Genomic DNA, 12,553 nt, shown 5'->3' with positions numbered 1-12,553 from the left:
GGTCAGTCCACCAGATATTGCAGGCGATCTTCGAGAAAAGGTACTGAATCGCCGGTGAGGAGGATCAGCATGTCGCATTCGATATCCCGGTCTTCCAGGGTGTAGCAGATTTCGATGCACAGCAGTTGTTCTTCCCGGGTGCTGTGGTGCTCCAGGAGTTCGGTGATCTGCCGGTGCTGGCCCAGTACAGTGGGGTGGCCCAGGCCGAGCTTCAGATCCAGCTGGTCGCCGATGCCTTTGAGGAAGGCTCCGAACAGGATGCTGGACATGTCCATCAACACTTCGATGTTGACGGCTTCGCCTTCAAGGTTTTCGTAGTGCAGCATCTCCGCCATTTCCCTGAAGCTGGCATCCGCAAACAACAGAAGTGCCTCTCCGGCAATGCCGGCCCCGGTAAAGCCCTGGCATACGGCGGAGTAAGTGTTGCTGTTGCTGACCGAGGAAATCGCCATGTGCAGTTCGGAATTGGCGAGGAAGGCCACCTTGGGAATGGGCTGCTTCACAAACACCTTCAGCAGGCGGGCCAGCAGATCGGAGGAGCGCCCCATGGCAACGTTGGAGATTTCCTGCAGATAGTCATTCAGGGAAACGGAAATCTCCGGGTTGGCGCTGCCTGTATTCTTCAGGGTGGCATCCTGCAGTGCGGCGTCTTCGAGGTCTCCGGGGCGGTAAACCCCGTAATCCACCAGTAGGCTGAGCAGGATGCCCGTCTCGGTGGGCTTTTTGATGAAATCGATGGCGCCGAGTTTTTTCACCCGCTCCCGGGCTTGGGGCTGGATATCGCCGGAAACCACGATGGTCATGACCGGCAGGTCTTCCTCGCGGACCTGTTCCAGCACCTGGTAACCGTCCATTTCCGGCATGTTCAGATCCAGGAACATCAGCTCTGCCTCATGCCGTCGTAATTTCTCAAGGGCTTCCACGCCGTCTTTTGCGTAACTGACATCCCCCCGCAACCCCTCCGGCAGGGCCCGGGCCATTTGTTTTCTGGCAAGGGCGGAGTCGTCGCAGATCAGTATGCGGGTGGTCATTGAGGAAGCCGTTGAGGGTTGATCATAAGGGGCGAAAGTATATCAGTAGTGGTTGTTATGTACACGTTTGCTACAGCGTTCGTAACCGTAGGTAAGGTGTTGTAAGCATATTAAACCAAAGGTTTTGTGACTGTATTCAAACTTGGCCGAGTATTACTGAATTGTAAACGGCGATTGTGAACCTGCTCACTCTATTGGCCGGTCTGCCTTGTTTATAGTGTGTCGTCGGCACATAAAATAATAATGGTTTTTCAGAGACGCAATTATATGAGACAGCAGGCGTATGGATACGCTGCCGTCACCCTGTTCTGCCTGGGTATTGCGCCCGTTGCCCAGGCCGAGCTGAAGCCCATTTCAGACGAAACAATGGGTGAGGTGACCGGGCAGGGCTTTATTCAGATTGAAAACATACCGGGAGATCCCCACCAGTTCACGCGGATGACGCTGAGCATGGACGTGGAAACCCGGATGAATGTGGACGATGTGAAAGCCGGTGAGATCGACGGCGGAGTGGACTTCGCGGCGCAGCACGTGGCCCTGGGGCACATTGCCCGTAATGACGGCGTTCAGTATAACGGTCGCGCCTACAATGCCGGTGACACGGTGCCTTTTGAAGCGTTCCAGCCCTACATCGAGCTGGCGGAAGATCCCGCCGAGGGCAGGCTCTCCGGATTCCGCATGGGGTTCGGGCAGGCGAGGGGATCTGTCTCTTCACTGACCAGCAGTTTCAGTGGCGATATCGGGCTTAAGCTTGTTGATGATAGCGGTACCGAATTTGACGCCACCTTATTCGACCAGAATTCTCAGGCCACCAACTATCGGGCCAGTTACATTGGTATAAACGATGGTTCGGCCGATTGCGCTCAGGGCATCAACTGTGCGCCGCTGACCCAATTGCAGTCGCTGTTTGTGGGCCAGGAAAGCGCGGATGGCACGACCGGCTTCACCAGCGACTTCTTTATCGGTTTCCAGCGAGAAGGTGTTGAGTGGCAAAGCCCGGATGGCACGAACGTAATCAATGCCGGCAAGGGCGTGTTTATCAATCTGCCCACGAGCATGAAGGTGGATATGAGCCAGCTGATCAATCAGGGCGTGCCGCGACTGCAGACCCACCGGGAGGATATGGGTACCCGGCTGTTCTAGATGCTAAACTCCCGCCAGTCCGAAATTTATTTGGCAGGAGTTTAGTCCCTTGATCCGCTCTTTTTACTGGCACGATTACGAAACCTTCGGTGTAGATCCGGTTCATGACAGGCCTTCCCAGTTTGCCGGTGTGCGGACGGATGCGGATCTGAACATCATCGAGGATCCGCTGGTGCTTTACTGCAAGCCGGCGGACGATTACCTGCCATCACCGGAAGCCTGCCTGATTACCGGTATTACCCCGCAAAAAGCGCTGGAAGACGGGCTCCCCGAGGCCCAGTTCATCGCCCGGATCAACGAAGCCTTCAGCCAGCCCGGAACCTGCGTGGTGGGCTACAACAGCCTGCGCTTCGACGACGAAGTCACCCGCCACACCCTGTACCGGAACCTGCGCGATCCCTACGCCCGTGAATGGCAGAATGGCAATTCCCGCTGGGACATCATCGATATGGTGCGGCTGACCTACGCCCTGCGCCCGGAAGGCATCAACTGGCCCCGCAAGGAAGACGGCAGCCCTAGTTTCAAACTCGAGGCGCTGACAGTCGCCAACGGGATCACCCATGAAGCCGCCCACGATGCCATGTCGGATGTGGAGGCGACCATTGCCGTTGCAAAGCTGATCAAGGAAAAGCAACCCAGGCTGTTTGATTTCGTGCTGCAGAACAAGGACAAGCACTCCGCCCGGGCCATGCTCGACACCGCCACCATGAAGCCGGTGTTCCACATATCCGCCAAGTACCCGGCGACCCGTGGATGCTGTGCCCTGGTTGCTCCGGTGGCAGACCACCCCACCAACAAGAACCTGGTGATTGTCTACGACCTGCGGGAAGACCCCAGCGAGCTGATCAACGCCACCCCTGAGCAGATTCGTGAGCGGGTGTTTACTTCCCGGGCGGGACTGGGGGAGGGCGTGAGCCGCTTTCCGCTGAAAGGCGTGCAGCTGAACAAATGCCCGGTGCTGGCGCCGGCGACCATGCTTTCCTCCCTTTCTCAGGCGCGGCTGGACGAACTGGAACTGGATGGCGAAACCCTGCGGGCCAATCTGGCCATGCTGCGCAAGGCGCCGGACCTTCCGCGCAGGATTGCCGAAGCCTTTGACCAGCCCCACGAAAGCGACCTCACCGACCCGGACGAACAGCTCTACGCCGGTGGCTTTATTAGCAAGACCGACCGGGAGAAGCTGAACCGGGTACTGGAGCAGCCGGTGGAAACGCTGGGGGAGCTAGAGGTCAGCTTTGAGGATGACCGCCTGCGGGAACTGCTGTTCCGTTACCGTGCAAGGAATTACCCGGGCACCTTGATGGGCGAAGAGCTCGAGCGTTGGGAGGCGTTCCGTAGTCAACGGTTGATGCATCCCAAGAAGGGCTGGCGATCTTTCGAGGCCTACGCCCGGGAATTACAGCGCCTGGCGGCGGATCCGGAATTGACGCCGGAGAAGCGGCAGGTGCTGGAGGACCTGCATTTGTACGGGGAGTCTTTGATTCCGTACATCTGAAAATGGGGTCAGATGAACTTTCATCTGACCCCATTTTTATTTTTCGAAAAGCACGGTGATGTCATCGGCAGTCAGCGCCGAGGCAAAGCTGTCGGGTTTTCCATAGAGGCCATCGGCCAGCTGGCTCTTGCGGGCCTGCAGGGCGTGAATGCGCTCCTCTACCGTTCCTTTGCTGATAAGGCGATACACGAATACCGGTTTGTCCTGGCCGATTCGCCAGGCGCGGTCGGTGGCTTGTTGCTCTACGGCGGGATTCCACCAGGGGTCGTAATGAATCACGCAGTCGGCGGCGGTGAGGTTGAGGCCGGTGCCGCCGGCTTTCAGGCTGATCAGGAAAACCGGACTGTCTCCGTTCTGGAAGCTTTTAACGGGGGTGGCACGGTCCCGGGTCTGGCCGGTGAGTTTTTCGTAACGGATGCCGGCAGACTCCAGCGCTGTTTCTATCAGCGCGAGCATGCTGGTGAACTGGGAGAACAGAATGATCCGCCGGCCCTCTTCCAGTAATTCGCTGATCATCTCCAGCAGGTAATCCATCTTGGCGGAACCGGCGTTACTTTCGCTGCTCAGCAGGGCCGGGTGGCAGCAGATCTGGCGGAGCTTGAGCAGGGCATCGAGAATTTCGATCTGGCTGCGGGCAGCACCTTTGCTGGCCAGGAGCTGGCGAATGCGTTTGTCCATGCTGGCGCGCACGGTTTCATAGAGGTCCTGCTGTTCCCGGTTCAGTTCCACGTGGCGGATGATTTCTGTTTTCCGGGGCAGTTCCGGTGTTACCTGGTCTTTGGTGCGCCTTAGCATGAACGGGCGCACGCGGCGGCTGAGTTCGGCCTGGCGGCTGGCGTCACCGTTTTCTTCGATGGGCTTGCGGTAGTAATCACGGAACGTCTTCTGGTCGCTCAGATACCCTGGCAGGATCAGATCAAACAGGGCCCAGAGCTCGCCCAGGTGGTTTTCCATGGGGGTGCCGGTGAGGGCGATCCGGTTTTCCGCCGGCAGTTTGCGAGTGGCTTTGGCCAGAGCGGTAGCAGGATTCTTGAGGTATTGGGCTTCGTCAAAGAAGGCCAGGCTGTAGGTTTGCGCCTTGTGCTGTTCGATATCCCGGGGTAGCAGTGGATAGCTGGTAATCACCAGGTCGGCCCCGGGAATCTGTTCGAACAGTGGTTTGCGGCGGCTGCCGTGGACGATCAGAAGTTTCAGCTCCGGTGCGAACTTTTCCGCTTCCGATTGCCAGTTTGCAATCAGGGTTGTTGGGCAGACTACCAGGGCAGGCGCTTTCAGCCGGCCGGCAGACTTCTCAACCTGAATGCACGCCAGGGTTTGCAGGGTTTTACCCAGGCCCATGTCGTCCGCCAGTATGCCCCCAAGGCCAAACTCCCGCAGAAACTGCAGCCAGTTCAGGCCATCCTGCTGGTAATGGCGTAGCCGGGCATTGAGTTCGCTGGGCGGCAGTACGTGTTCCAGGGCCTGGAAACTGGTCAGTTTTCTGCCCAGCGCCTTGAGTTCTTCACTGCTGTCCCACTCGGCCCGGGTGCTGCCCATGATTTGCGCGGCGTCGAGCCGGGGGAGTCTGAATTTGCCGTTGGTTTCTTGTCCAAACAGGCTCAGGAGTGTTTGCACCAGCGGTTTGATCCGCTCGGAGGGGATTCGAATCAGGGTTTCGCCATTGTGCAGCCAGAGGGTCTCCGGCAGATCACCGGCACTCTCCTGATTGCCTTCGATGTGACCGGGAAGATAGGCCAGAGCCTGGTGCAACAGGGGAATCAGGTCAATTTTGGTGCCGTTGAAGTTTATGCCCAGCTCAACCTCAAACCAGCCCTGCGCGTCGTCCGGGCGCAAGCTGCCCTGCAACTGGTCTGCCTCCACCACTGGCAGATTGAAGCTCTCATCCATTTCAATCTGCCAGCCCTCGGCATGGAGCTGTGGCAGCTGATAGGCGATGAAATCGAGCCAGGCTTCCCGGGTTGGCAGGGTAAAATCCAGCAAGGTGGAACCGGGTAACTGGTTCAGGGCATGCTCGCCCGGTTGATCGGCAAGGATGCTGGCGAACTGGAAGCCGGGCAGGCCGTGGTGCAGGAAGCCGGCCTCCTGGTCTTCATCGCGGATGATCAGTACCGGGCCTTCCGGTGCCTGCCGGAGGAGCCGGGGCTCCTGCTCGGCATAGGCAACCTGGTAGCCCCGGTAGTTAAACTGCAGGCGCGCAAGCAGTGTGGGCGTGTGCGCGCCGGGCGACGGATCATCCACGCTGTATAGTTGCAAAATGGGCTGCGGGTCGGCTTTGATCATTTCCGGCACCCTGAACGACTCGGGAAGCGGGGCGCGGGCTTGCTCCAGTAACGGTGTCAGATCCGGCAGGGCTTCCTGCAGCTGTTCTTCGGTTAAAGGCGGGCATTGCTCCAGCAGATCGCTGACTTCTGGCGAGAGGGCGCTGTGAACCGGCCCGATGCAGTGCGTTTCGGAATCCAGATACAGCGGCGGGTTGGTGTTGAGCACCGCAACCTGCGGTGGTAGCTCCCATGGCACCAGTTGCCAGTGCTGGTCGCCGGGCAATTGCTGCCACTCATAACCGGTCTCGATGGCATCCCCGGGCTGCAGTGGTGGATTGCTGACGGACTCAAGGAACAGGCGCCCGGTTTTCATGGCCGCTTCCAGAAAATAGGCGCCGGTCGTTCCTTCCAGCAGGGGCTCGGAGCGATAGGATGTGGGGGCGGCCTCCAGCCAGGTAAGCGGCGCGATATCGCTGTCCTGCAGGTATTTGGGGCGATCATATTCCAGTGTGGTCCGGCCCCAGACCGTGCTGACGGAACCCTTGGAGTAACCACCGGATTTACGGGGCCGGACCTTCCGAACCGAAACCGAAAGGCGCTTCAGGCTGGTGTACGCAGTGACGATGTACACCAAACACTCGGGACTGGCGGGCTTCGGGGCCGGATCCGCGGCAGAAGCAAGCCGCGCCAGCCAGGTTTCCGCCGTGTGTTCCGTTGCCGTGTTCCGGTGGCCTTCCGCCTTCTGCGCATCCCCCTGCGGCTGCTCGTAATTGGCCTGCAGGATAACCGCCGCGGCATGTTTACATTGAAAACCCACGGGGCAGCTGCAGTAGGTATCGATCCTGTAGGGCATGTAACGATCAAACCGTACCTCAGTACGGTAGATCTGGAACTGGCTGCCAATAACCTTAGCCCGCAACACCTGAATGCTCATGCCTTCGATATCGAGAGTCAGGCCCTGTACCCGGCTATCGGCAAAATAGCGCTTGCCCCGCTGCAGGGTGTTGGTGTCGAAAATCCTGGTGAGGGTGTGGTTGTCGATCAGCATAGTTTCCCGCGGTAGTGCCAGAATCAGGAGGGGCTACGCTAACCGAAAGTTGTGTGCGGCTCAATGCCCGGATTGGTGAAAGGCCGGCCGTAGTGCTGCGACGGCCGGCCTGCCCCTTCATCTTCTGCGCTGGAAATAAACACTCAGATTTTGCCCCATCAGGCTCTGCACCTCACTCCCCAGTGCCTCCGCCTGAATCTGCTTCTGAACCGGGCCGGTTGCCAGGCTGTGGCCGTCGATATCCCGGGCCTTGACCAGCTTCCATTCCACTTCGTTGCTGACCATCGCCATCAGTTCTTTCAGTTGGGCCGTATCCTGGGGCCGGAACCATCTGTCCCGGCAACCGCCGAGGCTGTAGAAGCCGGCATCGGACGTCAGTTCCTGCCAGGTTGCATCCTTCCGGTTGGCCAAAACCATCCGGCGAAGCTGGCGCAGGGCCTGGCGGGTGGGCTGGAGTTGGTGCTCGGCGACCAGTTTGCGCATCTGTTTGTCACCATTGGTTTGCTCGGCAACGGCCGTGTGCATGTGAACAACGGCGCCGGAGCCAGTGGCTTCGTTCACCAGTGCCGCGAGGGACAGCTTGGTCATGGCCGGTGAGGGCAGGCGGCCCACTTCAATCCAGTGCACCTGATGGCCATCGGCCACGAAACGCTGGGCAATGGACCAGGGCCAGAACACGATGTTGTCCATACCCATCTCGTTGGCCATGCGTGTGGCTTTGGCGATGTTGGCCAGAGATTCATCCACCGCGATCACTTCCACATCGTCCAGGTAACTGGCCAGTTCCATGGCGCGCTGGCCGGACTGGGCGCCGCAGACCATGATGCGAAGAGTGGCAGGCAGGTTGTCGATGCGCCGCCCCAGCTCCGTTGCCATCAGGGTTTTCAGGCTGCTTTCTGTGCGGCAGGCCAGCTGTGACCAGGCAGGCCATGCCTGGGGCACATCGGTTTTATCCAGGCAGAGTTCCTCGGCTTTCTCATCGAAGTTCTGCTTGATCGCCTCTTCTTCGGCCCGGTCGTAATAGCTGGCGGCCAGAACTGGCTGCAATGCCAGAGGCCAGTCCATGAGGTTCCACTGGCCAAGTTGTACCGCGAACGGCTGGTGGAAGAGAGCGCCGTACATGGTGCTGATCATCAGGGAGCCGATCAGCGTATCCTGTTCGTCGCCAAGGGCGAACTGGGCCTGGATGCTGTCATTGATGGCGGCAACCAGCCGTTCTTCATCGTCTTCAACTGCCAGGGCATAGCCGGTTCTGTCGGCGTATTGAGCGATGGCCAGTGTCAGGCGCTGCAGCTCGTCCCGAAGTTCAACGGTTTGCGCCACTTCGGCAATGATCGCCCGACGCAGCAGGGTAACCAGCTCTTCCACCGCAGGATTGGGCATCAGGGTTTTCCGGAGGGCGAGGATCAGCAGTTCATCCTCACTGGCGGCTTCCAGGAGAATCTGCGCGTCCGGGTTATCCAGATCGTATTGCTGATGAATGATCGCGCCGACAAACCGGCCAAGTTCCTGGTGCGGCAAGCCCTCCCGCTGGAGCAGGGCAATGGCATCCAGCGCGAGGGCTGAATCGGCTTTGTTCACTTCCAGATGCTGGGCACAGGTCAGCATACCGCTGTACACAGACTCCCACTCGGCCCCGGTTTCCAGAAGCTTTCGGTAATGCAGGTAGGCCACATCAAACTGCCCCTGCAAGCGTTTGGAGTGGGCAACGCCACAGAAAGCGGCGGCGGATTGCCGGTCGCAGTCCAGGGCTTGCAGGAAATACTGCTCCGCCAGCGCCGGGCGTTCGGTTTTCAGGGCCCAGTAACCCAGGTTGCAATACTGCTGTGCCTGCCCCGGCTGATGATCCAGGCTGGCGTTGAACAGGGTATGGGCTTTCTCAAGCTGCCCGTCGTCCATCTCCACCCGCCCAAGCAGGCCCAGAGCGCCGGCGTTCTCCGGCTCAAGAGCCAGCGCCTCGTTCAGATATCCCCGGCATTCCTGCCGCGTCTTCAGCCGCTGGATATGGCTGAGCCCGTTGCTGTTGGACTCCCCGTAGGCAAGGTTGGCCTGCAGAAGCAGACGGGCAACCTGGGCCTGTTGGGATTGGGATACCTGGACTTGATGCTTGGCTTGCATGGGACACCTCGTGATAACAGCCGCAATCCGGAGCGGCAAAGGTCTGCAGTTTTTTGACGGTTTGCCGTGCTTTGGGGGAGGTGGTGCGAAAGGTGTGCCAGTTTGGGAGGCGGCGTATGAATGGGGTCAGGCCCCAAGACCGTGTGGCTGTTATCTTCTGAAGCCTGAGAGTAGAATGGGTTCAGAACAGTTAAGTGAGGTAGTTATGTACGCCATTGAATTTGAAGCCGATATTACCGGCAAGTATCTGGAGTTGAAGGAGTGGCAGAGCCTTCTTAACAAGCATGCGCGGGTAATTATTCTTGTGGATGAAGTTCCACAAGCACATACGGCAAGTGATGATCTCACAGAATTCCGGACCTTGCAGGCAACGCGAGAGAAGAAACCTGAAATAGCCAAGGACATGGCGGTTGAGTCCATGGAGGACGATATTAACAATGACGTTTTTTGATACCAATGTGCTGGTCTACGCCATCATCAATCAGGACTCTGATAAGCAAAAGCTCGCCGAGAAATTGATTGAAGACGCCATACTCAAGCAGCAATTCGCCATTTCACCGTTGGTACTGACCGAGATGGTTTTTGTTTTGGCAAAGCTCGGACAGCTTCCCGCTCAAAAAGATCTGTTGCTCTATTTTCAAAAGTTCTCTACACCCGCGATTGAGAAGGTTGATGTTGCCGGGGCCATGAAAATGGCGTTGGAGCTCGGCTTGGGTAAAAGCATAAATGATCTTGTTCACCTTATTCATGCAGAACGCAGCGGCTGCGAAAAGCTCCTGACTTTTGACAAAGGATTTTCACGGTTTGTTAGTCAGTCCAACATGGAGCTTGTCGTGCTGTAGCTTTTTGCAATTGGGTCAGACCCGAAAACATTTACCGCGGCCAAATGTCCTGGTGTCTGGCCCAAAATATCGGAGCCCTTATGCCCCAGCCAACCAACAAAGCTTACCAACTCAAAGTATCACTTCTCGGCGCCCAGCCGCCGATCTGGCGCCGGTTGCTGATTGCGCCGGACACCACGTTTCAGGATCTTCACCGGATTATCCAGTTGGCGATGGGCTGGCAGGCCTGTCATCTGCATATGTTTCAGGCGGGTGATGACCGGTTGATTGGTGATCCGGCGGAGGATTTCGATGGCATGCTGAATTTTCAGGATGAAACCATGGTGGCAGTGTCTGCTGTGCTCAACAAGGAGGGGCAGGCTCTGACGTATGACTATGATTTCGGCGACAGCTGGGAGCATGAGGTACGGCTTGAAAAGGTCCTGCCCGGCGATCAGGGTGAGCCGTTGCCCCGCTGCATAAAAGCCGTGCGCCAGTGCCCGCCAGAGGATGTCGGTGGCTTGCCCGGATTCTACGACTTTCTGGAAGCCATGGAAGATGCCGCTCACCCGGAGCATGTGGCAGTGCGCGAATGGATCGGTGGCGAATGGTTCGAGCCGGAGTTTGTGGATCTTGATGACATCAACCAGGCGCTCGCCGAGCGGGATGCCCTGTTTTCCGAAACCGAATCCGAACCCGATATCCCGCCGGCCAGAGACTTCTTCGGCCTTAGCCCCAGCCAGGTTCATGAGTTACTGCAGAACCCACTGAATTGCCCCTCTGTGTTCAAGCCGCTGATCAATGCCGAAGCCGTAAACCGCGAACTCGACACCGCGCCGGTCATCCGGATGACGAAAGTTCTGGTTGAGGCCATGAAAGGCAAGGGCATCCGCCTCACCGGCAAAGGCAACCTGCCTCTCAAACAGGTCAAGGCCATGATTGAGGCCGGTGGAGAAGAGATTGTGGCACCGATGGCGAGATATTCTCCGATTCGCTCCGAGGAGCACGTTCTGGCCGTGATTCTCACCCGCGTGTTGCTGGAAATTGCCGGCTACACCAAAAAGCAGAAAGGCGTGCTCTCCCTCAAGAAAACTGCCGAAACCAGGCTGGAGAAAAAAGGCTGGTTGATGGTCTACAGGGATCTGCTCTCAACGGCGTTCACGCGGCTCAGCTGGGCGTCCATGGACCACTACGATGGCCTGGATGAAATACAGTACACCGCACCATTCTGCTTCTGGCTTCTGTCCGAGAAAGGCGAGCAGTGGCGCCCGGTGGACGACTACCTGGAGGACATGCTCAAGGCCTTTCCCCGGCTGCCACTTGCCGCCTACCCGGTGGTCTACATGAGCGATGAGGAGCAGGCACGGTCTGCGCTGCGCTCGAGAATGTTGACGCTGTACCAGCTTCTTGGCCTGATCGAGCTGGATCCGGAGCATGCAAGGTTGCGGGATGAGGGTGAGCAGAGGATGCGGCGGACGGGGTTGTTTGAGGGGCTGTTTGTTAGAATTTAATTCCGGGCGCGGCCATAGGAGGTGGCGTCAATTGGAGTGGCTCCAGAGGGTGGGTTAGACTATTAAGTCAATTGGAGCGAGGGAGTGGGCGTTAATGGCTAATTCCGAATTGCCAGATATCCTGACAGAGCGATCAGGCGAGGTGAATCATCTGTGCCGCAAGCACAATGTGAACGCCCTTTTCGTCTTCGGATCCGCTGTTACCGGCCGTTTTTCCGAATCAAGCGACCTGGATTTTCTGGTTACTTTTAACCCGGAGCTGTCCGCTATAGCCGTGGCCGAATCCTACTTCGGGCTAAAGGAAGAGCTTGAGGCTCTGTTTTGCCGGCCAGTCGACCTCGTGAGCACGGCCTCGTTGACCAACCCCTATTTTCGCGATTCGGTAATGGAAGAAAGGCAGTCGCTCTATGCAGCGTGAAGCACTGAAATATGTGTACGACATAAAAGTTGCGGCTGAGAAAATTCAGCGATTCGTTGCCGGTAAATCGCAGTCAGAGTATTTGGAAGATGAAATGCTGCAGTCGGCAGTGGAAAGGCAGTTTGAAATAATTGGCGAGGCGATCGGGAAGTTGCATAAAGTGGATGCTGCACTTGCTGATTCCATAACTGATTGCCGGAAAATGATTGCGTTTAGAAATGTGCTTATCCACGGCTATGCGACAGTGGACCCAGTAATAGTCTGGGGTGTCGTTGAATCGAACCTTGGCGGTCTCGCAAGAGAAGTCGGCCTAATTCTGGATTTGTAATTCTGCGATTCCGTGTTGATGCAGGCCTTGTCAAACTTTGCCATAATCTCGCCAATGGAGGGCTTGATCATGGCAACAATGAATATATCCCTGCCCGATGCGATGAAAACCTGGGCAGAGCAACAGGCGGAATCCGGTAGGTATTCCAATACCAGCGATTATGTTCGTGATCTGATCCGCAAAGATCAGGACCGACGACACAAAATCGACCAGTTACAAGCTCTCGTTTCGGCGGGAATTGCCAGTGGAGAAGGGGCTCGTTCAATGGATGAACTCAGAGCTGCAGCAAAGCATTTAGCCGGGGATGGAGAGGCCGGTGAATTACATTCTCAGCAGGAAGGCTGAAGAAGATATTGTCTCTATCTACCTCCATGGATTG

Annotated in this window: 11 protein-coding genes; 8 read left to right on the top strand and 3 right to left on the bottom strand. The window is 57.5% G+C overall.

Annotated features, from left to right (window positions below; translation table 11 throughout):
• Positions 1-2 precede the first annotated feature (2 nt).
• Positions 3-1,031, bottom strand: a complete 1,029-nt coding sequence (locus NLK58_RS05940) for a response regulator (protein ID WP_341582279.1) — start codon at positions 1,029-1,031, stop codon at positions 3-5.
• A 267-nt stretch (positions 1,032-1,298) separates the two neighbouring features.
• On the opposite strand from NLK58_RS05940, the gene NLK58_RS05935 reads away from it, so the two are divergent.
• A complete protein-coding gene (locus NLK58_RS05935; RefSeq protein WP_341582278.1) occupies positions 1,299-2,174 on the top strand; it encodes a hypothetical protein in 876 nt (291 codons plus the stop codon).
• A gap of 49 nt (positions 2,175-2,223) precedes the next feature.
• Positions 2,224-3,669, top strand: coding sequence for an exodeoxyribonuclease I (sbcB, locus tag NLK58_RS05930; RefSeq protein WP_341582277.1), 1,446 nt, complete (start codon positions 2,224-2,226; stop codon positions 3,667-3,669).
• A gap of 36 nt (positions 3,670-3,705) precedes the next feature.
• Here the strand turns inward: sbcB and NLK58_RS05925 are convergent, their stop codons facing one another.
• Together NLK58_RS05925 and NLK58_RS05920 are read right to left on the bottom strand one after the other, a co-directional pair.
• Complete coding sequence (locus NLK58_RS05925) at positions 3,706-6,978, bottom strand: DEAD/DEAH box helicase (RefSeq protein ID WP_341582276.1); 3,273 nt, start codon at positions 6,976-6,978, stop codon at positions 3,706-3,708.
• A gap of 117 nt (positions 6,979-7,095) precedes the next feature.
• Positions 7,096-9,096 (bottom strand): tetratricopeptide repeat protein, encoded by a 2,001-nt coding sequence (locus tag NLK58_RS05920; RefSeq protein ID WP_341582275.1) that lies wholly within the window; start codon positions 9,094-9,096, stop codon positions 7,096-7,098.
• A 205-nt stretch (positions 9,097-9,301) separates the two neighbouring features.
• Here NLK58_RS05920 and NLK58_RS05915 point away from each other — a divergent pair, with 205 nt between their 5' ends.
• The 6 genes from NLK58_RS05915 to NLK58_RS05890 all read left to right on the top strand — a co-directional run bounded on the left by NLK58_RS05915 (position 9,302) and on the right by NLK58_RS05890 (position 12,519).
• Complete coding sequence (locus tag NLK58_RS05915) at positions 9,302-9,547, top strand: hypothetical protein (protein ID WP_162893689.1); 246 nt, start codon at positions 9,302-9,304, stop codon at positions 9,545-9,547.
• Positions 9,534-9,938 carry a PIN domain-containing protein gene (locus NLK58_RS05910; protein WP_117617671.1) on the top strand — a complete coding sequence of 135 codons (405 nt, stop codon included), beginning with the start codon at positions 9,534-9,536 and terminating at the stop codon, positions 9,936-9,938. The genes NLK58_RS05915 and NLK58_RS05910 overlap by 14 nt, the downstream gene beginning before the upstream one ends.
• Before the next feature lie 80 nt (positions 9,939-10,018).
• Positions 10,019-11,428 carry a plasmid pRiA4b ORF-3 family protein gene (locus NLK58_RS05905; protein ID WP_341582274.1) on the top strand — a complete coding sequence of 470 codons (1,410 nt, stop codon included), beginning with the start codon at positions 10,019-10,021 and terminating at the stop codon, positions 11,426-11,428.
• 94 nt (positions 11,429-11,522) lie between these two features.
• Positions 11,523-11,846 carry a nucleotidyltransferase domain-containing protein gene (locus NLK58_RS05900; RefSeq protein WP_341582273.1) on the top strand — a complete coding sequence of 108 codons (324 nt, stop codon included), beginning with the start codon at positions 11,523-11,525 and terminating at the stop codon, positions 11,844-11,846.
• Positions 11,836-12,174 (top strand): HepT-like ribonuclease domain-containing protein, encoded by a 339-nt coding sequence (locus tag NLK58_RS05895; protein WP_341582272.1) that lies wholly within the window; start codon positions 11,836-11,838, stop codon positions 12,172-12,174. Before NLK58_RS05900 ends, NLK58_RS05895 begins: the two co-directional genes overlap by 11 nt.
• 69 nt (positions 12,175-12,243) lie before the next feature.
• Complete coding sequence (locus NLK58_RS05890) at positions 12,244-12,519, top strand: type II toxin-antitoxin system ParD family antitoxin (RefSeq protein ID WP_341582271.1); 276 nt, start codon at positions 12,244-12,246, stop codon at positions 12,517-12,519.
• Positions 12,520-12,553 lie beyond the last annotated feature (34 nt).

The sequence above is a fragment of the Marinobacter metalliresistant genome (assembly GCF_038098645.1).
GTDB lineage: Bacteria > Pseudomonadota > Gammaproteobacteria > Pseudomonadales > Oleiphilaceae > Marinobacter > Marinobacter metalliresistant.
This window is presented reverse-complemented; position numbering and strand designations above follow the sequence as displayed.